This window comes from Blautia luti (assembly GCF_013304735.1).
Classification (GTDB): domain Bacteria; phylum Bacillota; class Clostridia; order Lachnospirales; family Lachnospiraceae; genus Blautia_A.
In genome coordinates, this window is sequence record NZ_JAAITI010000010.1 from 43,467 (window position 1) to 66,326 (window position 22,860).

Sequence of the window (22,860 nt, forward strand, 5' to 3'; positions counted from 1 at the left end):
GCAGGCTGCTGGTGGTGACGTTAGCGGAGCCCCCGTAGGGAGACGAGGATAGCTGCTGCCACCGAGAGCCTGTTTGAGCGAAGTGAGTTGGCTCGAATGGCAGCAAACCGGCGCCGCAGTCGAGTAGGGGGCGCAGCGTGTCACAACCAGCAGCCTGCCTCCCCTCGCCGTCCCTTCACCAACAGAAGTCACACAGCCACCATTGCCTCCCAGCCATCCAGCGCAGCGCTGATGGCTCAATACCTATCGCTTGGATATTAGAACTCTACCTATCACACCATTCTATACAACTCAAGAATATCCTTAGTATAAACCCCAGGCCTCTCATAAACCACCAGCGGCCTCTCAATCTGAATCCTGGAATTCCCGCCCTTACAGGCCTCAATCAACACCATATTCGGCTCCTTATCAATAAAAGGAAACACCAGCTGCATCCTCTTAGGCTCCAGCTTATACTTCGTCAAAGTCGCCATCAGCTCCACCAGCCGAAACGGCCTGTGCACCAGAAAAAACCTCCCCCGGTCCTTCAGAACCCGTGCAGCCTGACAAGCCACATCATCAAAGGTACACAAAATCTCATGCCTCGCAATCGCCTTAGGAACATGCGGATTCGTCAACCCATGCTGCCCGATCATATACGGCGGATTACACGTCACCACATCAAAAGAAGCCGCCCCAAAAATCCCGGCAGCCTCCTTGATATCACCTTCAACGATCCGAACCCTGTCTTCAAGACCATTATATCTCACACTACGGTCAGCCATCTCCGCACACTCATGCTGGATCTCCAGCCCCGTAAAATGCTCCCCATCCGTACGGTCAGAAAGCAAAATCGGAATAATCCCGGTACCAGTCCCCATATCCAGCGCAACTTCACCCTTCTTCACCCGGGCAAAACCAGACAACAGAACAGCATCCATTCCAAAGCAGAACTTCTTCGAATCCTGGATCACAAACAACCCATTCTGAAGATCATCCACACGCTCACCGCATTTAACAAGATCACTTCTCATTCGGTTTCGAATCTCCCTTTTTACCCTCTTTCTCCTCGTGGTCAGTTCCACCCTTACCCTTTTTCTTCTTAGGGCGGAACTTCAGATCACGAACCGGAAACTCCTGGATCTCCTTCTCATCGTTCACATCCACAACAATCTTAACCATCTGACGGAGAACATTCACACTCTGCACCGTACCTGTAGTACCCTGCGGTGTCGTCACCACATCACCAATACCCGGAAGATTACGGTTCAGTTCCTCATAAGTCTCCTGCTCATTCTTCAGACAGCACATCAGACGGCCGCAGACACCGGAAATCTTCGTCTGATTCAGAGAAAGATTCTGCTCCTTCGCCATCTTAATAGAAACCGGCGCAAACTCAGAAAGATACGTATGGCAGCAAAGCGTTCTTCCACAGATACCAATACCACCAAGAATCTTCGTCTCATCACGGACACCGATCTGGCGAAGCTCAATCCTTGTCTTAAACACAGACGCCAGATCCTTAACAAGCTGACGGAAATCAATACGTCCATCCGCTGTAAAGTAAAACAGTACCTTGTTATTATCAAACGTATACTCCGCATCAATCAGCTTCATCTCAAGCCCATGCTCACGGATCTTTTTTTTGCAGATCTTAAAAGCCTCTTTCTCCTTCACGCGGTTCTCAGCCTCATGTTCCTCGTCCTCTTTTGTCGCAACACGAAGAACCTCTTTCAGTGGATGAACCACCTCGTCCTCCTTCACACTGCGCGGATCCAGAACAACCCGGCCATATTCCACACCACGGGCAGTCTCCACGATCACATGATCGCCGACTTTTACCTTATAGTTCTTAGGATTAAAATAATAAATCTTACCAACGTTACGAAATCTAACTCCAACTACCATTTCCATTCTATTTCTCCCTAATTGTCAGGAACAGGAGCTCCAGGGCAAGTTCGAGATTAACATTGGCACGGAGACGCACCTTGGTCTTCTCCAGTGCCTCAAGGATTTTTTCGATATTCTCATAAGAACGCTCGCTGGCCTGCTCTCTGATAAAATTAATCTCCTGTTTAAAAACCAGGTTGTCAATTTCTCTTGTTGCCTTAAACATCAGAACATCGCGGAACCAGAACTGAAAAATATCCAGGTAATCATTGATATTGTTCTTATTCGCTGTCAGAGTCTTGATTGCCTCTGTCAGCTCATAAACTTCCATGGTATTGGCATATTTCAAAATCTTCAGTGCATTGGCAGTCATATCCGCAAACTCCTGGGAAGTAGCGGCCTCCTTCGCCTTACCAATGCTGCCCTGTGCATAGGACGCATCAATCTCAGCCTGATAATCTGGCACCTGAAGATGCTCCATCAGATATTTTTTTACAAGACCATCATCCACCACTTTCAGATCCAGACGCACACATCTGGAACGGATGGTAGGAAGAAGGCTGTCGATATTGCTGGTCAGCAACAAGATCACCGCATATTCCGGCGGCTCCTCAATTGTTTTCAAAATGGCATTCTGCGCCTGTACTGTCATCATCTCCGCATCTGGAATAATATAAATCTTATACGGACTGCAATACGGCTTGATATCCACATCATGGACAACCTGATCTCTCACCTCGTCAATGCTGATGCTGCCAGGTTTCTCATGAGTCACTGTGATAATATCCGGATGATTCTTGCCGATCACCTTCTTACAGGAATCACAGGTCATACATGGTTCAGACTCTCCTGATTCGCACTGAAGTGCTGCCGCAAAAGTTCCCGCAAGAAGCTTCTTGCCAGAACCTGCTTCTCCTGTAAAAATATAAGAGTGGGATACCTTCCCTGTCTCTATCGCATTCTTTAAATGCCTGATTATATCGTCATGGCCGATGATGTCATGAAATCCTGCCATAAGAATCACCTCTTTCTGCCTTTTGTGTCCTCCGTCATATCCGGCGGACATCTTTCAACTAATTATAACATAATCTTCCGTATAAAAAAAACTATTTTTCCCTATTGTACAGATTTTATATAATTTACGATTTCCTTCACACATTCATCCAGATTATGATTCCGAAATCGCTTCCATATACCAGCTTTCAGAATATTTTCTTCAGAAAAATCATTCTGATCCGCCAGAAAACGTCTGCACATCTCCTCGTACTTCGGCACTTCCTGCGTTTTTTCCCGGGCAAGGGCACGTTCCAGACGCTCCCCGTCCTCCACTTCTATATAAACCGGCCAGATAACCTCATTGCCATAATACTCCCGGAGACGCATATAAGACTCCAGCGTACCAATACCAAGGTAACTGTCATTTCCTACAGAAACCTGTCCGTCATCCGCTGTAAAATATGTCCACGGGCCATAAACCGTCTGATAGGTACGTGCCTCTATCAGCTTCCCGTTTCTTCGAAACTCTTTCAGTTTATTCTTATCTGTAAAAAAATATTCTCTTCCGTTCTTTTCTCCATCACGGATCGGACGGGTCGTATAAATCACAAGCCGTTTAAGCCCCAGTTCCTGGTTTTCTTCCAGCTGCCTGTAAATACTGTCCTTACCGGAAGAGCTTTTTCCCATAATGTAAAAAATCTTTCCCATTTATCTCCTCTGCTGCCATACGCCTGTTTACTCATTCTTCACAACGCATACAGTCTCACTTGTCTGGTCACTCAGGCCCTGTACCTCAAAGCCCTGTTCCAGGTATCTTCTCACATTTTTTACGAAATGTCCAGAAATCTGTTCCCCCGGAACAATCAGCGGAATTCCTGGCGGATAAAGATATGCAAATTCCGCAGAAGTCCGCCCGATACATTCATCCAGCGGATATCGTTCATTCTCTGCATCCATCGCCTCCGAAATACGCATCATCTGTTTCATTTTTCCGTTTTTCAGCGGTTCCTTTTCCACGGGTTCCTCTCTGTACTTTAACGATTCTCTCCGGTCAATCTCTTCAACCGCTTCGCAAAGTCTTCGGAATCCCTCTTCCGTATCCCCGACTGCTGCCAGTGCCAGAACATAATTCTCCGCCTCCATCTCCATTTCCAGATGGAACTCCTCCCGGAGAATCTGATGCAGCTGTCTTCCGTTCAGTGAACTGTTCACTGTGGAAAGAAGAATCTTGGATCTGTCAAAATCAAACACTCTCTGGCACTCACAGGCCTGCGGAGTCACCAGCCGGATATATTTACACTTTCCAAGACGCTCCCGGGCTTTTTCCAGATTCTCTGTAAATACCCGGAACATCTCATCGCCCTCACGCTCCAGCTTATCCATGCAGGCATCAATACTGCTCATCAAAATGTAGGACGGGCTGCTGCTCTGATAGATTCCCAGAAAACGCATGAGTTTTTCCCTGCTTACCCGGTCACTGCACAGATGGGTCACTCCCGTCTGAGTCAGACAAGGCAGAGTTTTGTGCACACTGTTAATTACAACATCCGCGCCAAGCTGAGCGGCGGACACCGGAAAATAATCCGAAAAATGAAAATGAGCCCCATGTGCCTCATCTACAATCAAAGGCACACCATGATTATGAGCAACCTCCGCAATCCGCGCCACATCCGACACGATCCCGTCATAGGTCGGGGATGTGATCAGCACCGCTTCAATCTCCGGATTCTCTGCCAGGTACATTTCCACACGGCTCGGTGAGATTCCGCCGTTTATCCCCAGTCTGGGATCCTCATGTGGATAAATATATGTAGCCCCCAGATCTCTTAAATAAATTGCATGGTAAACCGCCTTATGACAATTCCGTGCGATCAGGATCTGGCCTCCCTTACCCACAGCCGCAGACACCGCAGCCAGAATCGCCCCGGAACTTCCATTAATACTGTAAAAACTCTCCGGCACACCATAAAGCCGGGCAACATCCTCCTGGGCCCTTTTCAGGAGATCCTCCGCATGATGCAGGTTATCGAACCCGTTAATCTCCGTAATATCTCTCTCCACCGGAAAATCTCCGTCCACAGCCAGCGGATTGCGCTTATGTCCGGGCATATGAAACGGGTAAAAATCACTTCTGCCGTATGACTCCAGTTTTTTATACAATCTTTCTTCCATAATTCTCCTTTTTCAGCCAAACATTAAAGCGTTCATGTAATAATAAAGAGGGACTATCCTTAAACGATATTCCCCCTCTTTATCCTCATCGTATCTGTAATCCGGTATTTTCTCACACCTTAAACCGGTATCCCACACCCCAGATTGTCTCAATATACTGAGGCTTGGCAGTATTAAACTCAATCTTTTCACGGATCTTCTTAATATGCACCGTCACAGTAGCGATATCACCCACAGATTCCATATCCCAGATTTCACGGAAAAGTTCCTCTTTCGTAAATACCCTGTTGGGATTTTCAGCCAGGAATGTCAGAAGATCAAACTCTTTGGTGGTAAATGTCGTCTCATCGCCATTGACCCATACACGTCTTGCCGTCTTATCAATCTTAATACCACGAATTTCAATCACATCATTCTTGTGCACATTGGAACCAACCAGACGGTTATAACGCTCCATATGCGCCTTCACACGGGCAACCAGCTCACTTGGACTGAACGGCTTGGTCATATAATCATCTGCGCCAAGACCAAGTCCACGAATCTTATCAATGTCGTCCTTCTTTGCGGAAACCATGATGATCGGTGTATTTTTCTCCTCACGGACCTGTCGGCAAATGTCGAAACCGTCCACCTCCGGAAGCATCAGATCCAGAATAATCAGATCAAATTCTTCTTTCATGGCACGTACAAGACCGGTATCTCCACGGTTCTCAATCTCCACCTCAAAACCGGAAAGCTCCAGATAGTCCTTCTCCAGATCTGCAATCGCTTCCTCATCTTCTATGATCAAAATTCTACTCATTCATCGGTACCTCCTGATATTTTCTAAGGACAAAATACATAATCGTTCCGATTCCCAGCCGGCTCGTTGCCCAGACCTTTCCGCCGTGATCCTCCATGATCTTCTTTACGATGGAAAGTCCGATACCGCTTCCTCCCTTGGAAGAATTTCTGGAAACATCGGTACGGTAAAAACGGTCAAAAATATACGGCAGATCCTTGGCGGCAATTCCCTTGCCGTTATCCTCGATCTCCACCTGAATAAAATCACCCACATCCTTCACACGAAGCTGAATGATCCCCTTAGGCTTCTCCATATATTTAATGGCATTGCTCACAATATTATGAATCACACGGCGGATCTGCTCTCCATCCGCAATCACCTGGACATCTTTCTCCACATAATTGGCATACACAAGCTCAATTCCCCTGGTCTCCATCTCAAGTCCAAGTTCCTCCGCACAGTCCGAAAAATAATCCTCCACATTCAGCTTGCTGAACGTATACGGAATACGATTGGTATCAATCTTGGAATAAAATGTCAGCTCATTGATCAGATGATCCATCTCATTGGTCTTATTATAAATGGTACGTACATACCGGTCCATCTTCTCCGGTGTATCCGCCACCCCATCCATAATGCCTTCCACATAGCCCTTCACCGCAGTGATCGGCGTCTTCAGGTCATGGGAAATATTACTGATCAGTTCCTTGTTCTCCTTATCCATCAGGATCTTCTCTTCCGTGGACTCCTTCAGCCGTTTACGCATCTCCTCAAAATCCTGGCAAAGCTGGGAAAATTCATCCTTTCCCTCAACCTCCAGCACAAAATCCAGATTACCTTCTTTAATGTTCTGGGTTGCCTTCTTAAGCTTCACCAGAGGAACTGCAATACTCCGATAAATCCACAGTCCCACAGACAATGCGGTAAAAACAAGAATGATCGTTGCGGTCAGAATCATATCCTTGGCCATCAGCTTCACCTGGCTGCTGGAAGACTGCGCCAGGGAAATATCGTAGATCATCTGATTCGAATCTGAAGCCTGGCTGCTGCTCTCCTGTACATGTTTCGCCTGCGTCTGGCTGAACCCATAAAGACTCGCGGAAAAAAGAAGCAGCGGCAGCAGGATGATCGCAACGAAGCCCACAATAATACGTGTTTTTAACTTCATCTGTATCTCCGTCCTTTATAAATTCACACATTCACATACACGTATTATAACATAAACTATATTCCCTATCTCTAAATTTTCTATAAAAAACCCCATCTCACCATGCAAGAAGCCCCCGGTACTGGCATTACCGGGGGCCTCACTCTTTGTTCTTCTGAAATGATTATTCGTAGCTGTTGCAAAGATACTTCTTCAGAGTCTCAACCTTGTCCAGATGCTCCCATGGAAGATCAACATCTGTACGGCCGAAATGACCATAAGCAGCAGTCTGCTTGTAGATCGGACGGCGAAGGTCAAGCATCTTGATGATACCAGCCGGACGAAGATCAAAATTCTCACGAACGATCTCAACAAGCTTGGTCTCAGAAAGCTTACCTGTTCCGAAGGTATTCACACTGACAGAAGTCGGATGCGCAACACCGATTGCATAGGAAAGCTGGATCTCACACTTGTCAGCAAGACCGGCTGCAACAATGTTCTTTGCAACATAACGTGCAGCATAAGCAGCAGAACGGTCAACCTTTGTGCAGTCCTTACCGGAAAAAGCACCGCCGCCGTGACGTCCTGTTCCGCCGTAGGTATCAACGATGATCTTACGACCTGTCAGACCACTGTCACCGTGAGGTCCACCGATAACAAAACGACCTGTCGGATTGATGAAATACTTCGTATCCGCATCAACCATATCAGCCGGAATGATCGCATCAAAAACATACTTCTTAATATCCTCATGGATCTGCTCCTGAGTAACATCCGGATCATGCTGTGTAGAGCATACAACAGCATCGATTCTCTTCGGCTTGCCGGCCTCATCATACTCAACAGTAACCTGAGTCTTTCCATCCGGTCTTAAATATTTCAGAGTGCCGTCCTTACGAACCTTTGTCAGCTGCTGAGCAAGCTTGTGAGCCATGTTGATGGCATATGGCATATACTCCTCAGTCTCATTGGAAGCATAACCAAACTGAAGACCCTGGTCACCGGCACCGATGGAATCCAGCTCGTCCTCATTCATATCGTCCTCTTTCTGCTCAAGAGCCTTGTCAACACCCATAGCGATATCTGTGGACTGCTTGTCAAGTGATGTGATAACCGCACAGGTATCTGCATCAAAACCATAATCAGCATTGTCATATCCGATCTCACGGATCGTATCACGAACGATCTTCTGGATATCAACATTAGCTTTGGTTGTAATCTCACCCATAACAAGTACAAGACCTGTAGTAGTAGCAGTCTCGCATGCAACACGGCTCATCGGATCCTGCTCCATCATAGCGTCAAGGATGGCATCAGAAATAGAGTCGCAGACTTTGTCAGGATGTCCTTCAGTTACAGATTCAGATGTAAATAAAATTTTTTCCATGTTCTTCTCCTTTTGTAATAAAACAACGGTTATAGACATAAAAAACAGCCCGTACAATCCGGACTGTTTAAATTCTGTAAACAATCCTCTTATTGTTCGATTGCTCGCTCAGGTTGGCACCTTCCAGATCATTCCGGGGTTGCCGTGGCTTCACAGATCCTTTGTATCTCCACCACTCTGAATAAAAGGCTATCTTTTATGAAATTACTGCAACACATACAATATACTTCTCATCCCTAAATGTCAAGAAATTTTTTCTACAAAATTCTCTTTTGATAAAAAAAAGACAATATCATGAAAACCTGTTGTTTATTCCACAAAGAAAGACCAGACATTTCTGCCTGGCCTTTCCTCATGAGCATCCTCTATGAGGAGCTCTTATTTTTTCTTTTTTCTCTTTACTGCAATTCCTGCTGCACCACCAATTACCACTGCTGCTGCAAGAATTCCAACCCATACGCCAATCGGTGTATCATCTCCGGTCTTTACAGAAGTACGTCCTGTCGTTCCTCCGTTATCAGATGTACCACCGCCTGGTGTATTGTTATCCTGAGAAGGTGTCACAGAAGGCTGTGTTCCCGGTGTCGGAGTCGCTGTCGGATCAGGTTCTGTCTCCTGGCTGTTGGTAATCTCAATGTTGTTAATATAGCTTTCGCTCTTATTCAGAACTACATCGCCTTCACCACTTACGTCAAACAGGAATGTGTCCTTATCAATCGGATTTCCTTCTTCATCTGTCTCCATTACTGTATAAGTAACAGAATCCGGTTCCTCATTTGCCTCGAAAGAAACCTCGGCCCTTACTGAACCATTCTGTTCAAGTTCTACATTATTGATCAGTGTAAGTGTTCCATCAGACTCTTCTCTGAAAATACCGGCATAGAAAGTATCCGCTACTGTATCTTCGTTTCCGTCGACAAGGACTTTCTTGGTAATATCAATATATCCTCTTAAGGAGAATCCATCCGGAATAAAGTAATAGTAGTTATTTACATAGGACACGGATTCCGCAGTACCACTCCTGCTGACTGTAGCTTCATTGGACTCATTCTCATCAGGATCTGTAACATTGTAATAAAATGTGTTTCCGTCCTCCACTTCGATCACATCATTGATCGTCATCGGATCTCCGTTTTCATCCAGCTCAAATATATAATAGGTTCCATCCGGCACATTGGACCAGGTCGCTGTTCCACTGTGTGCATTGACAAGATGAATATCCTTCATATAATCACTGCGAAACGGAATGGTTCCATCTTTATCCAGAAACAGGCCAACCTTATAAACCGCATCATCTGCTTCCATGTCAAGAACATCAAAATTCTTGTCAATATAAAACAGCTGCTTGGTAACCTGAATTTTCGTTTCTTTTCCACTGTCATTTGTTACAGCTTTCGGATATGCCTGAACATCATAGGTCCATCCGGTTCCCTCTTCTGCAAAAGGAACCGAAAGAAGCATTGGGGAAACAGACACCTTACCATCCCGGTTATCCTGTACAATCAGATACATGCCTTCCTGCTGATTGCTGTACACGATTTTTCCCTGTGCGTCTGACTGTTTTTCAATTCCGGTAAGCCCGATTTTTTTTACTGCGGCAGAAAGAGTCTCTGCGGCAGAATACCAGTCTTCCGCTGTTTTCAGATTTTCAAAATCGACTCCCGTAAACTGAAGCGCACTGTCTGCCACAAAATGCACATTTCCATCATAGGATACACTTCCTACTTTATAGAGTGTCAGCTTTACATTTGGAATCGGTTTCTGGGTTCCGTCATCTCCGGTTTCCTGAACGGTCAGGCTGATAGTTCCGGTTTTTCCGGCTTCATAATTACCGGCCAGAACGATCTGTGACAGACTGCCGATCAGCATTACGCCCATCACCAGAAATGCCAGAAAACTGCTAAAAAAATTTTTCCGCTTAGTTCTCTTTTCCACTTTTTTCTGCCTCCTCTTTTTCTCCCGATACCCGCCTCTTTTCACCGCGACGGACAATCAGATAAACCAGCAGTATCAGGATAACAAGCACTACACTTCCCGCAGCTAGAACCTTCCTTGGATCTGTCTTTGCAAGCATCTGCGGAATTGTCTCATTACTTTCCTCTTCTTCCACATATTCTGTACGGATTCCCCGCACCAGAAGTCTGTGTGTATTTACACCATATGGGGTACAGGTGACAAGGGTTACAAGATCTTTTCCTTCTACAATATCCAGTTCACTGGTTTCGTCCGGAAGAACTGTCTTGATCTGGTCTACTTTATAAGCCAGGTTTTTTCCAAGAATATGCAGAATAAAAATATCTCCCACTTCCATCTGATCCAGGTCTGTAAAAAGTTTCGCATTGGGAAGCCCTCTGTGCGCCGCAAGTACCGCATGTCTGCTGGCACCTCCAATTGGAAGGCTGGTTCCTTCTACATGACCTACACCTTTTTCCAGGACATTTTTGCTGAGGCCATGATAGATTGCAAGTTTTGCCTGAATTTTTGGAATTTCGATACTTCCCATCAGACCGTCCCCGTTTGGATCAAGAACCTCATCATAAGGATGTGTCGGTTCATAATCCTCTTCCTCATCAAAAGCGTCCACAATGGAATTCACAGGATGTTCCGCATTGTATTCTTCTGCCTCTTTCCAGAGCTTCTCATAATTCTCTTCTGAAAGATTCGAAGTCGACTGTTCATATTTGCTGATCAGTTTTGCATTCCTGTACTGATTCCACATATCACTGAATGTAGGATAAAGAAAAATTCCTGCCCCTGTCAGAAACACTGCTGCTATAAAAATATTAAGGACAACATTTCCTTTTTTCTTCTTTTTCTTTTTTGCCATAAATTATTTCCTGCGTCGTTTTTTGTTCTGAACAGAATTGATTACTGTTACAAGAACAGCTGCAATCACAATTCCGATTACAACACAGAGAAGGATCATCGGAAGAGACGGATTGGTAGCTCCGCTGACTTTCTTCTCTGATTTTTGCGCTTCTTTCGCAGCTTCTACAGTTGTTCTGTGTCCCCTCACGAGAAGTCTGTGTGTATTTACCGCATACGGAGTACAGGTAACAAGAGTCACATAATCTTTTCCTTCTTCAATTGCCAGGGACTCTGTCTGGTCCGGCAGAACCGTCTGAATCTGATCTACTTCATAGGCAAGTGTCTGATTCAGAATATGCAGATAAAAAATATCTCCTTCTTCCACAAGGTTCAGATCTGTAAAAAGCTTTGCACTGGGAAGTCCACGATGTGCGGAAAGAATTGCATGGGTGCTTTCTCCGCCAACCGGAAGACTGCTGCCAAACAGATGTCCGGCACCTTTTTCCAGCGATTCATCTGTTGTGTAATGATAAATTGGAATCTTCACATCGATCACAGGGATCTCCACATATCCCATCATACCATCACCATTCAGGTTGAGAAGAGATTCGTATGTACTGTCTTTCTCTCCATCTCTTACAGAAAAAGCATCCGGTACACTTTCCTGTTTAATCTGTTCATTATATTTCTCTGCTGCTTTCCACATGCTGTCAATCTTCTCCGAATTCTCGTCCGAAGAAACACTGCTGCTATATTTGCTGATCAGGATATTATCCCTGTGTTTGTTCCAGACATCGCTGATCATCGGATACAGCAGTATGGACAATCCTATCAGAAACAGCAACCCAAGTCCAATATAATTTTTCTTCTTATTCTTTCTCATAGGTTTCTCCATACTGTTGTATTACCGTTTCCGGCCTCCGAAGAGGCCGGGCGGTAACTGATTTACTTTAAATATTTCTGATTTTGAAAATGATCCGTAAGGATTACTCCTCAGATCCTCTTCTGCGGCTGATGAAGAAAGCACCAGCTGCAACAGCCATAACTACAACACCGATAATAGTGAAGAGGTATGTTCCCATTCCACCTGTGGATGGAAGCTCGGAAATTTTGGTATTCTTAAATCCATATGGGTTGCTTGGATGATCTTTATCATTTACAAGTTTTACAGTTCCTGCATTCTCATTATACTCATAATGAGTTGTCTTTCCGCCAATAACTACATCATATCCTGTAAGTGTATCACCTTCGAAGCTAGCATTAATTTTCACTTCAATCGGGGTAGATACTAATTTATATCCTGTAGGCGCCTTTGTCTCAACCAGATAATAAACAACATCACTGTCAAGACCATTAATCTCAAGTTTACCACTTGCATCGGTTGTAAAAGTGCTATTTCCTCTTGCATCTGTAAACAGCTCGCCATCTGGCTTTCCAATATGAAGCTGGAATTCAGCACCGGAAAGAAGTTCTGTCTCTGTTGTTTTTGTTACTTCACCAGTTTTTTCGTCGTATCCTACCTCACCATTTTGGTTAATCTTAACAAATTCACCTGTCTTATTTGGTGTACCTGTCTCTGTTGTACCAACAACACTTGTATCAATACCAAATGTGTAATGTTTTGTTTTACTTGTTTTACTCTGTACTTTGTCATTTGTAGAGTAAGTAAGTTTTGCAGTATTGGTATTCAGGTCAATGTTAAGCTGTGCATCGCTTGTCACTTTTGCATAATAAGTAATAACAATTTTTCCACCTCTATGCGCAATGATCCACTCATCGCCTAAATCATTAACAGTAAAACTTGTATTTCCATCTACAATTGCTTTTTCTACTGCTGCTGTTAATGTAGCATCCTTTTTTCCATCAATAGTTGCAGAAGGTACATAAGTATCCTTATTAACTAAGCTCAGACCATCCAGTGTATCCTCGATGGAATACTGAATACTATCTTTGCTGCTTTCATAGCTTGGAACATCTGCTGTAATTGTAAACTTAATAATGTCTCCATACTGTGTTCCCTTGATATCATTTCCAGCTACAACAGTTTCTGCAGTTTTCTTAATCTCAGGCTCAGATTTTTTCATGTATACAGTGCCATTATCATTCCAGGTATCTGTGCTAAAATCAAGTGTTCCATATTTGTACTTACCGTCTGTATCCATTTTTACACTGATAATTGCCGGATTATAAAGAGCAGTATTTGAACCTGTTACAATAATCATCCATGTGCCAGGTGTTAATGCGCTTGTTGTATAAACACCTTCATCATCACGATCTGTGATATTAACTACATCTGTCAGATCATTAGTTCTTTTTGCTAATGCTTCAATGTTTGCAGATGTAGGGTTTAATGTACCATCTTCTGTTTTATCAATAGTATTCTCTAAAACCTCAGAATATGTTCCATTCTCATTATAAGTAATAATCTTATAAGCTTTTACTGTAATACCATCTTCCTTGTTGATTCCCTTAATAGTTGCGTGGTCTGCTACCATTGGATCATTGGTAGCAAATACTGCGGTGCACATAGACAGAACCATAACTGCTGCCATTAATAACGCACCAATTTTCTTGAATAAATTCTTCATACTAGTCTCCTTTCTTTCTATCCCTTTTCCTTTTTCATTCTCCTCGTATTTCCATTTACAATAATGAGTCACGATCTTTTTGCTTCTTCCTCCCTCCGTTTATTTTTTATAAACAACAGGAGTGCAGTCGCAAGAATTGCCACACCACTAATTGTAAATCCATAGATTCCGGGGCCACCGGCACTCGGTAAGTTATAAATTTTGTTGTTTTTGATTGTCAGTACGTTACTTCCATCAGAAGAACTTAAGGACCACATGGCATTTTCAGTCTGAAGTGCATTGCCATCTTCGTCTGTAAGAATGATCGTTCCGTTTTCCTGTCTGAAGTAAATCTGATCTGCCAGTAAAGTGCATCCATCCGGTGCCTTTGTCTCTTCCAGGTAATACTGCCCTGAAGAAAGATTTCTCAGAGCTTCTTCCTGCTGATCGTTATCAATCACAATTGGCTCTGTATTTACTTTACTGTATGTGTTTCCGTCTTTCTTATAAAGATCAAATTCCGCACCTGTCAGTCTTGTTACTGTGCTATCTTTACTGTTCAAAATCTTAACCAGGTCAAGATCCGCAGTATTTTCTGTGTAGGTGTTTTCAATTGCAACTTCTGCATTGCGGCCATCTGTAATTTCATAGGTTCCTGTTGCAAACATTGCCCACTGTTTCGGATAGTCAAAATGCAGGATGTTCTGGCAGTCATACCGGATTTTTGCACCTCGGAAAATCATGGTTCCTTCAATGCCTTCTCCACTGTAGAAATAACAGTTATCCAGTGTCGCGTTATTATCAAATCCGTTAATGGATTTAATAATATTTATAATCGCCAGTCTTTCATCAATACTTGCAGGATTTCGGGTCCATACAAAGGTTCCCTGACCCTTGGTCAGTTTTGCCACAATTAAATTCTGTACACCAATTTCGTAATCCTGTTGATTACAATTTGTGACTCTGTCTTTTGCTGTATACTTATAAGTCGAAGCCTCTGTGGTAACATCCACACCGTTCTGTTCCGGATTCTGAATTGTTGTTCCATTGATCTTTACTTCTGAGGAATATCCGTTTTTGTTGTAATTGTTCTCTGTAACGTGATACGTACCTGTTCCACATCCCTCAATTTTCCAGGTATAAGTCCAGGTGGTACCGCTTCCTGTTACGAACGCATCCCTTCTTAAGTAAAGATCCTGTGCGAAATCAACATAAGTATTGGTTTCTGTATCCAGTTTCTTTCCGGTTACCGTGATCTTATATGGAGGTTCCGCATTTGCAAGTTCTCCGATCTCGGTATCCGTAAGACCTTCAAATGTTTTTGATATTCTGATAAATGTCTGATCCTGTTCCTGGCCCTGATTCTTCGGAGTATTGGTAACAACCACATTCGCGTCCTGACCAAGTTTGATGCTTCCATCTGCTATATGACCATCAGTGTCTGTAACCACAGATGCATCCGCATTATTCACTGCTTTGTCAGGAGTATCATACTTCTCGGAATTCAGATCTACCTCTTCAACCCGGAAACTTGTTCCGGAAAGAATACTTGTTACTGCAACTGTGTATCCGGCAGGTACGCCGGTTACAGTTCCATCGTCTGTTGTCTTGCGGCCACAGACAATTGCATCACTTCCATTGGATGCCAGTGCACCGGAAGCATTGTAATACCAGTAGTTGTTATCTTCATCCAGCAGATAATAATCACCATTTGCATATGGGACTAAAACATTATCCTGATTGGAAAGCTGAATGCGAAAACTGAAGGTATCCTCTACAAAAATATCATCTTTGATCTTCTTGGTAATCTGAAGTTCTCGACTGTTGGCTGCCGAACAGTTATTGGTATAAACCACAACCGGTCGTACATTTACTGCCTTTTTATCAGTCTCAACCTTCTTGATTACTCCCTCTCCGGTTTCCTTGTTATCTTCATCATACTCTTTGTATCCGGTATCATTAATTTTAATCTGGCTGTATTCTTCGGACTTTACTCCGATCTCTCTTACATAATATTTCCTGTTCGCCTGTAAATCGGTAAAGATTGCAGACTCATCTGGTTTCAGATAAAAGACATTCTTGTATGGCGTTCCATTAATTTCCTTATCACCAAATTGAATTTCCTGGCTCGTCGGTTTACCTGCATTTCCATATACTGCACTGCCATTTCCCAGAGGAACATATTTATCAGAATAGATTTCATTTCCCTGGCTGTCTTCACCAACAATATCCTGTGCATATAACTGGAACGCAAACTCTACATTACTGTATTTTTCTTTATCAGTATTGCTGAGCTCTTTTCTTACTTCTACCTGTCCCTCCGGAATAACCTGGATGTTAAACTTCATATGAAGGTTGGAAGCACCAGCTCCTCGTTCCATATAAAACATCTTAAAGGAATGAGTTGTAAAATCCCTAAAAGTATCACCGTCGAAATAATTATCAACCTTACTGCTATCCCATTTTGTTCCATCCGGGAAATATCCTGCTGAACGGAACATTTCTTTAATAGTAGTTGTATACTCCTTTGGTACCTGTCCTGTATTACAATCCTTCCAGCTTACAACTCCGGTCTCAAAATTAATCTTACCGGAATGGGCATCGTGTACACCACCAATATCAAGTACCAGAACATCATCGATATAAATCCACATGTCGTCATCGCCATTGAATTCATAGATCATGGATTCTTTTTTGGAACTGTTCGGAGGTGTTACCTTTCCAGCTTTTGGCTGAAGGAAATTACCATCCATTTCCATACCAAACTGGTAATCATTCGTACCCTGAGTCTGATAAAGTACTTTTCCCTTATCCGGATCGCTGTCATCCAATTCATTACCATCTTCATCATATAAATTATGGGTATTAGATGCATATTTGCCATCCGCAATTGCATTATATGGCATAAAGTTTCCACGGCTGTAGAAATATGAGGTACTATCTCCTCTTGGTGTTCCTATTGCATCATAAACCGTAAAATTCGCTGATGTTCCAGGATTACTTCCTAAATATGCGTAGTTATTGAAACTGCTATATTCATAATATCCTGTCTGGTCATAAATGGTTTTTAAGAACAGATGATTTACTGTTGTTGTTTTTCCACCGGAAAACAGACTTTCCAAATTCGAACTATTACTTTTTACCGTTGGATATCCATTAGGTGCAAGAACGTTGTTTAACAGTCCTCTCTTGATATTTCCATTTCCATAGTCACCACCAAGAGTAAGCCAGGTACTCTGATCTGAATTCGGTCCGATCTTTTCACTGCTGTTACCCCATAAATCCTTCATCTTCATGGTAATACCATCGCTGGTATGGTCAACAGTCTCAACCGTTTTCAGGTTTTCTACCTTCTGATAAACAAAATATACTGTATTACTTCCAATATCGTACCATGCTGTCGTATCCTTCACATTCCGATCAGAAGTATACTGATATTTCCCGTTATTATAACGAACATTATTTACTACAGTTCCCTCTTCTCCTGCTGAGGAAGCAACTTTAGCTTTCTTGAAAGCATAGCCGCTAATCTTCGGAGCATCTGCATATGCTGTTGTATGTGAGTTTCCACTCCATGTTACAGATTTATTACCACTTCCAATAGAATTTCCTGTTGTATCAATCAACTGAATTGACAAACTTCTCCGAGCATCCTGCCAGGTAATCGTGAACACCGAAAAGCTATCCGTCTCAAATTCCGCTTTCTGAATTTCATTCTCTGCGGTAGTCTCAACTTTTGCAGTTCCCTGCTGTGTCATATCAACAACAGACTGCACATTACCAGCTTCATCCTCTACAAGATGCATCACTGCAACAGAAAGCTCCTGTGCATCTGTGGCTTCTGTATTCTCATCCTCCAGAGATATCTCCTCATCAGCTTCTGAACTGAATGTTGATGTCTCTGTGCTCTCTTTGATTTCCTGAGGAATTGATGATGCCTGATAATCCATGGAAACTTTAACGCTTCCGTTATTTGGCTCAATTTTATTTCCCTCATTGTCCTGGAAATAAATATCATATGCAAGAAAACCTGCAACTGTATAATCCCCTTCTTCAGCTTTTGCATGAAGCTGAGATTCTACTTCTGAATACTGAGCATTGTCTTTTTCAACAGGTGTTACGACCAGTTCCGCATCTTCAGGAAGAACATCCTTATCTGCAGTTGCTGTCACAACTACATTCCCTACCGTCTTGGAATAAGTAACAGGACCTTCCTGCGTGAGATCATCCGTCACTTCCTCTTCCGCCGGCTCCTCATCACCCGTCTCAACCACCTGAACCATATCACTTCTTATGTAAGCTTCCGTTCCCTCGTAAGAAACTCTGTACCAGGTTGTCCCGTCTTCTGCTGTAACAGTTTCCAGAACGGTAAGCTGTGTACCTGCTTCCACAGTTGTAACTACATCCGCATCTTCTGATGGACTGACACGAAGATTTACATCATCTCCAATGACAGTTACAATAACAGCTTCCTCTGATGGAACCTGTGTAATCTCAGGTTCTTCTTCTGGAACTTCTGTAACTTCCGGTTCTTCTGCCGGAGCTTCTGTTACGGTCGGCTCTTCCGTCGGTGCTTCTGTAACTTCCGGTTCCTCTGCCGGAGCCTCTGTTACGGTCGGCTCTTCCGTCGGTGCTTCTGTAACTTCCGGTTCTTCTGCCGGAACTTCTGTTACTTCCGGCTCCGGTGTAATCTCACCGTCTGAAATATCCACATCACTATCATTTCCCTCTGAATCAATAGGAGTGTCTGAATTTTCATCCTCACCAGAAACTGTTTTAGGGGAGTCCCACATCACCGCAAAAACAGCGGAATTTCCAGTTTCTGCCTGAATGGTCTGTACCTGCTTGGTTTCTGTTACATTCAGAACCTTCAGATCTTCATTCGGCTGTAAAACATAAGCTTCTGTCTCGCCGGTGCTGCTGTTATAACGAAGTTTTTCAACAGTTACACTCGTATTGGCTGCATCGGTAAGTTCCGGTGCTGCCGGTGTCTTGTATTCAATTGTTACCTTCACTCTGCCGTTCGGCTCAACTCTGTTTCCGTCAGCATCTGCAAAATATACATCTAACGCAAAAAAGCCCCGCAGGCTGCTGCCCTTATCTTCGGCCGCCTTCGAAAGCTTCTGAGATACTGTATTATAGAGTACTGATGAATTTTCGTTTACAGTATCGGCTTTCAAAGATGTATTTTGAGGAAGAGCTCCTTCTTCCTGCGCCTCTGCTGTTACTTTAACAGAATCATTTTCATATGTAAGCATAGTTTGCTGCGCCTGTTTTTCCTGGTCTGCGCTGCTTACATCCGGTGTCGATTCTTCGGCTTCGGGTCCCGATGATCCTTCACCATCTGTGAACAGATCATCTGTTCCATCTCCAAATGTCTCACTCGCGGAGATCGTGTATGCACTTGGCACACAAGATACCATCAACGCCAAAGCCACCATAAATGCCAGGATTTTTCTGAACTTATCTTTCCTCAATTTCTTCATACCTTTCCTGCTTTCCTGTGTGTGCATTAACGTGTACTATAATTCTTATTATTTTTCTTCCGTTTATATTCCTCTCTTCTTAAAAAAGCTTCAGGTTTTTTATCTGGTAATTAAAGCTGTTTCATACCGCAAACTTTTTATATTTACAGGATTCTCATGTCAATACAAAAAACATTTTTGGTATCCAATGATATCCAGATAAAAACTTTGGCTTCTTCTCCTTTCTTAAATATCGTTCTTTTTTGTTTTTGTTGAATATTTTTAAGTATTATCTGATTATTTGTCTTATTTATTATAACGTGAACCCAATTGTTACGTAAGGCCCATTTGGCTACAAAAAGGTGCCTTTGAACATCAATTTAACATATATTGTTTCAATTCCTCACGTTTCTTTATATCCAGCTTACAGAAAATATCCGTAAGATAATGTTTCACCGTATTCACAGAAATCCCCATATGTGCTGCAATTTCTTTATTCGTCCATCCACCACTTGCCTGCATCGCAATTGAAAATTCCATAACAGTCAGTTCATCGGTCACTTTGTTCTTCGTTTCAGGATTATGCACTGCCATCCATCCTCTGCTGAAAAACAGTACTCCATCTGTAATCCTTTTGTAGGCGTCCGGATCATTTTTCCGAATGCAAACCTCTATCAGTCCCTGAAGGAGTCCATGATGTTCTATAAACGGCTCTACAAAATCATCCTTCTCCGCCATTTTCCATCCTTCCATCAGATCAATCTGCGCTTCTTTTTTATACCTTCTGTTAATTCTGCACGTCGACATCATACACCGGAGATAAACCATACTGATCGGATAAGTCTCCCTCGTCATAAACAACGCTGCTTTACACATTCCATAAGCACTCCAGTACTCTCCGTTCAGATAAGCCTGATGTGCCAGTACATACACCGCAAAAAGTCTCAGCCCCTCAGAAAGAATGCCACTGTATTCCCACAGCGGCGGAATTCCTTCTGCTGGAAGATGAAGAAGCACCGCACCAACATATCCTGCCAGTACACAAGATGCCTGCAGTTCCTCCGAAATCTCTTTTTTCATTGCCTTACTGATGCATTCCTGAATTCCCTGCAGACCTCGCTTCGAAGCAACCGATCTGCCAAGTGTCAGATTTGCATAACAATAAAGCATACACGCCGAAAGGCGCAATTCCATTTTTTCATTTTCCAGATACAGTTCTGTAATCTCACAGCACTCTTTTGCTTTGCCCGTAAAATAATACAACTCAGCCATCGCAATATTTCTGAAATCTTTATCCTCAAACTACTCCACTGTCTCCAGGGCTTTTCCCGGTTCAAAAGAAGAATTTAAAAGCGGAAGTACCGTATATTTATTCATTTTCCACCCTCCGTGGTCATACCAGTATTCATTCAAGAATCTCCGCAATGAAGTTATTCTCTGAAGTCTCCGAATCTCAAATTTATGCTGTTTTTTAGTTATACGGATATTCAAAATCCGTCGTTTGTCCCGTTCATTATAGTAGAAAACTATTAAGAAATAAATTCAAAGTTTTTACAAAAATCCGTCAAAAATTTCCACTATCAGTATCTATTATGCAAAGCATATATTCTCCATACAAAAAAAGAGCTCCCGGGCACAAATGCCCGGAAACTCTCATAATTCATAAAAATCAAAAAAATCATCCAACCCGAAGTCTGAATTTCTGAATTTCCTTCTCACTGGAAACTCTCTCAATTTCAGCACCAAGGCTTCTCAATTTTTCTTCAAAATTCTCATATCCACGCTGAATATAAACAATGTCATCGACAACCGTAACACCCTCAGCAGCCAGTCCTGCAATAACAAGCGCTGCACCTGCACGAAGATCCGGAGCACTGACACGTGCACCTGTAAGCTTCTTCACGCCATCAATAATTGCGGAGTTCCCCTCCACCTTGATGTTCGCTCCCATTCTGGAAAGCTCATCTGCATACTTGAAACGGTTCTCAAAAATACTCTCAGTAACAATGCTTGTACCCTCAGCCAATGCCAGTGTAACTGCAATCTGTGGCTGCATATCTGTCGGATAACCAGGATAAGGCAGAGTCTTCACATGAGTACGATGAAGTTTATGCGGCGCACGAACACGAACCGCATCATCAAACTCCTCAACCTCACATCCAATCTCCTCAAGCTTGGCAGTTGTAGCTTCCAGATGCTTCGGAATAACATTCCGTACAGTAACATCTCCGCCGGTAGCTGCTGCTGCAAACATAAAAGTACCTGCTTCGATCTGATCCGGAATAATAGAATACTCTGTACGGTGAAGTTTTTCAACACCACGGATACGGATTACATCTGTACCGGCACCCTTAATATTGGCTCCCATACTGTTCAGGAAATTGGCCACATCAACAACATGCGGCTCCCTTGCAGCATTTTCAATAATGGTACGGCCAGCTGCCATAGAAGCTGCCATCATAATGTTAATTGTTGCACCAACAGAAACCACATCAAGGAAAATGTGGCTGCCATGAAGATTCTCAGCCTTGGCAACAATTGCGCCATGACGGATATCAACCTCCGCACCAAGAGCACGGAATCCCTTCAGATGCTGGTCAATCGGTCTGCTGCCGATATTACATCCACCTGGAAGCGGAACCTCCGCATGCTTGTACTTACCAAGTAACGCACCAAGAAGATAATAAGAAGCACGAATCTTCTTAATAAATTCGTAGTCAACACTGAGATTGCCGATGGTAGAACCGTTGATCTTTACAGTAGATTTATCGACACGCTCAACCTGAGCACCAATCTCTGCAATAGCCTCAAGCAGAACATTGATGTCCCTTACATCTGGCAGATTCTCGATTAATATAGTTTCATCAGTCATAATGGCTGCTGATAATATTGCAAGAGCAGCATTCTTCGCGCCTGCAATATCCACTTCTCCAACCAGAGGATTGCCGCCTTTAATCACATACTGTTCCATAACACACCTCTATTATTTTACTCCTCTATGAGCAAGAAACTTTCTCTGAATTTACGACGGAAACATACGTTCCGCAACACCGTTTTTTAGGTCAGTTGTATATTATAACACATATTTCGGATTTGTAAACTATTTCTCTCCCCGTTTCAGTGCATCCAGCACGATCTGAAGGCTTCCCTCCAGATCTTTATCTTCCTCGTCTACAACAATATCCGCATATTTCTCATACAATACAGTACGTTCCTCATAAAGACTCTCCAGTGTCTGGCCCTCTTTCAGAACAACTCCACGGTCTTTCAGATTGCCAAGACGTTTGGACAGCAGCTTCAGAGAAATCTTCAGATATACCACAACTCCTTCTGATTTCAGATGCTGCATTGCCTCATCACAATACACGACACTGCCACCTGTGGCAATGACCGTATTCTCAACCTGGATAGACGCATTCACACGATTCTCCACCGCCTTGAACCCGTCAATTCCATCCTGCTCAATAATCTCACTTAAAGTTCTCTTTTCTTCCTTCTGGATCAGCAGGTCTGAGTCAATAAACTGGTAACCAAGCACTTTCGCAAGTACAACACCGATGCTGCTTTTTCCCGCACCAGGCATCCCTATCAGTGTAATATTATTCATACTGTGTCCTTTCATTTTAACATAGCTGTAACAAAATCTCAACAATCGTTCCTGTGCC

General features: G+C 43.3%; 16 protein-coding genes and 1 riboswitch. All 16 genes read right to left on the reverse strand.

All coding sequences use genetic code 11. The features are described from left to right. Positions 1-272: 272 nt before the first annotated feature. The 16 genes from G5B06_RS07575 to G5B06_RS07650 all read right to left on the reverse strand — a co-directional run bounded on the left by G5B06_RS07575 (position 273) and on the right by G5B06_RS07650 (position 22,802). Positions 273-1,013 (reverse strand): tRNA1(Val) (adenine(37)-N6)-methyltransferase, encoded by a 741-nt coding sequence (locus G5B06_RS07575; protein WP_173771663.1) that lies wholly within the window; start codon positions 1,011-1,013, stop codon positions 273-275. After that, entirely contained in the window at positions 1,003-1,893 is an 891-nt protein-coding gene (locus G5B06_RS07580) for a PSP1 domain-containing protein (protein ID WP_173771664.1), read from the reverse strand. The genes G5B06_RS07575 and G5B06_RS07580 overlap by 11 nt, the downstream gene beginning before the upstream one ends. 1 nt (position 1,894) lies before the next feature. Continuing rightward, positions 1,895-2,884, reverse strand: a complete 990-nt coding sequence (holB, locus tag G5B06_RS07585; protein WP_148445752.1) for a DNA polymerase III subunit delta' — start codon at positions 2,882-2,884, stop codon at positions 1,895-1,897. Between the two features lie 101 nt (positions 2,885-2,985). Beyond that, complete coding sequence (locus tag G5B06_RS07590) at positions 2,986-3,573, reverse strand: guanylate kinase (protein WP_173771665.1); 588 nt, start codon at positions 3,571-3,573, stop codon at positions 2,986-2,988. Positions 3,574-3,600: 27 nt separating this feature from the next. Further along, positions 3,601-5,037, reverse strand: coding sequence for an aminotransferase class I/II-fold pyridoxal phosphate-dependent enzyme (locus tag G5B06_RS07595; protein ID WP_173771666.1), 1,437 nt, complete (start codon positions 5,035-5,037; stop codon positions 3,601-3,603). Between the two features lie 112 nt (positions 5,038-5,149). Further along, on the reverse strand, positions 5,150-5,839 hold the full coding sequence (locus G5B06_RS07600) for a response regulator transcription factor (RefSeq protein WP_148445746.1): 690 nt from the start codon (positions 5,837-5,839) through the stop codon (positions 5,150-5,152). Further along, a complete protein-coding gene (locus G5B06_RS07605) occupies positions 5,832-6,989 on the reverse strand; it encodes a sensor histidine kinase (RefSeq protein ID WP_173762177.1) in 1,158 nt (385 codons plus the stop codon). Before G5B06_RS07605 ends, G5B06_RS07600 begins: the two co-directional genes overlap by 8 nt. 163 nt (positions 6,990-7,152) lie before the next feature. Continuing rightward, positions 7,153-8,355, reverse strand: coding sequence for a methionine adenosyltransferase (gene metK / locus G5B06_RS07610; protein ID WP_173762176.1), 1,203 nt, complete (start codon positions 8,353-8,355; stop codon positions 7,153-7,155). Positions 8,356-8,441: 86 nt separating this feature from the next. Continuing rightward, a riboswitch (SAM riboswitch) is annotated at positions 8,442-8,543 on the reverse strand. Positions 8,544-8,733: 190 nt separating this feature from the next. After that, positions 8,734-10,290, reverse strand: coding sequence for a pilin N-terminal domain-containing protein (locus G5B06_RS07615; protein ID WP_173762175.1), 1,557 nt, complete (start codon positions 10,288-10,290; stop codon positions 8,734-8,736). Further along, the gene (locus G5B06_RS07620) at positions 10,274-11,182 is read right to left on the reverse strand and encodes a class C sortase (protein WP_148445738.1); all 909 of its coding nucleotides are present in this window, start codon (positions 11,180-11,182) and stop codon (positions 10,274-10,276) included. The genes G5B06_RS07615 and G5B06_RS07620 overlap by 17 nt, the downstream gene beginning before the upstream one ends. Positions 11,183-11,185: 3 nt before the next feature. Then, entirely contained in the window at positions 11,186-12,046 is an 861-nt protein-coding gene (locus tag G5B06_RS07625) for a class C sortase (protein WP_244092670.1), read from the reverse strand. Positions 12,047-12,149: 103 nt separating this feature from the next. Then, entirely contained in the window at positions 12,150-13,751 is a 1,602-nt protein-coding gene (locus G5B06_RS07630) for a SpaH/EbpB family LPXTG-anchored major pilin (RefSeq protein ID WP_173762173.1), read from the reverse strand. Positions 13,752-13,819: 68 nt separating this feature from the next. Then, positions 13,820-19,216, reverse strand: coding sequence for an SH3 domain-containing protein (locus G5B06_RS07635; RefSeq protein ID WP_173771667.1), 5,397 nt, complete (start codon positions 19,214-19,216; stop codon positions 13,820-13,822). 354 nt (positions 19,217-19,570) lie between these two features. After that, positions 19,571-20,467: a helix-turn-helix domain-containing protein gene (locus tag G5B06_RS07640; RefSeq protein WP_244094539.1), complete on the reverse strand. Its 897-nt coding sequence runs from the start codon at positions 20,465-20,467 to the stop codon at positions 19,571-19,573. A gap of 406 nt (positions 20,468-20,873) precedes the next feature. Continuing rightward, positions 20,874-22,166, reverse strand: coding sequence for a UDP-N-acetylglucosamine 1-carboxyvinyltransferase (locus tag G5B06_RS07645; protein WP_148445728.1), 1,293 nt, complete (start codon positions 22,164-22,166; stop codon positions 20,874-20,876). A 129-nt stretch (positions 22,167-22,295) separates the two neighbouring features. Further along, positions 22,296-22,802 (reverse strand): shikimate kinase, encoded by a 507-nt coding sequence (locus G5B06_RS07650; protein WP_148445726.1) that lies wholly within the window; start codon positions 22,800-22,802, stop codon positions 22,296-22,298. Positions 22,803-22,860: the final 58 nt, after the last annotated feature.

Bases quoted from the DNA above. Each gene is read 5' to 3' on its own strand.
- holB (WP_148445752.1), bottom strand. From the start codon at position 2,884: ATGGCAGGATTTCATGACATCATCGGCCATGACGATATAATCAGGCAT.
- G5B06_RS07620 (WP_148445738.1), bottom strand. From the start codon at position 11,182: ATGGCAAAAAAGAAAAAGAAGAAAAAAGGAAATGTTGTCCTTAATATT.
- G5B06_RS07635 (WP_173771667.1), bottom strand. From the start codon at position 19,216: ATGAAGAAATTGAGGAAAGATAAGTTCAGAAAAATCCTGGCATTTATG.
- metK (WP_173762176.1), bottom strand. From the start codon at position 8,355: ATGGAAAAAATTTTATTTACATCTGAATCTGTAACTGAAGGACATCCT.
- G5B06_RS07595 (WP_173771666.1), bottom strand. From the start codon at position 5,037: ATGGAAGAAAGATTGTATAAAAAACTGGAGTCATACGGCAGAAGTGAT.
- G5B06_RS07605 (WP_173762177.1), bottom strand. From the start codon at position 6,989: ATGAAGTTAAAAACACGTATTATTGTGGGCTTCGTTGCGATCATCCTG.
- G5B06_RS07625 (WP_244092670.1), bottom strand. From the start codon at position 12,046: ATGAGAAAGAATAAGAAGAAAAATTATATTGGACTTGGGTTGCTGTTT.
- G5B06_RS07600 (WP_148445746.1), bottom strand. From the start codon at position 5,839: ATGAGTAGAATTTTGATCATAGAAGATGAGGAAGCGATTGCAGATCTG.
- G5B06_RS07630 (WP_173762173.1), bottom strand. From the start codon at position 13,751: ATGAAGAATTTATTCAAGAAAATTGGTGCGTTATTAATGGCAGCAGTT.
- G5B06_RS07575 (WP_173771663.1), bottom strand. From the start codon at position 1,013: ATGAGAAGTGATCTTGTTAAATGCGGTGAGCGTGTGGATGATCTTCAG.
- G5B06_RS07645 (WP_148445728.1), bottom strand. From the start codon at position 22,166: ATGGAACAGTATGTGATTAAAGGCGGCAATCCTCTGGTTGGAGAAGTG.
- G5B06_RS07640 (WP_244094539.1), bottom strand. From the start codon at position 20,467: ATGGCTGAGTTGTATTATTTTACGGGCAAAGCAAAAGAGTGCTGTGAG.
- G5B06_RS07650 (WP_148445726.1), bottom strand. From the start codon at position 22,802: ATGAATAATATTACACTGATAGGGATGCCTGGTGCGGGAAAAAGCAGC.
- G5B06_RS07590 (WP_173771665.1), bottom strand. From the start codon at position 3,573: ATGGGAAAGATTTTTTACATTATGGGAAAAAGCTCTTCCGGTAAGGAC.
- G5B06_RS07580 (WP_173771664.1), bottom strand. From the start codon at position 1,893: ATGGAAATGGTAGTTGGAGTTAGATTTCGTAACGTTGGTAAGATTTAT.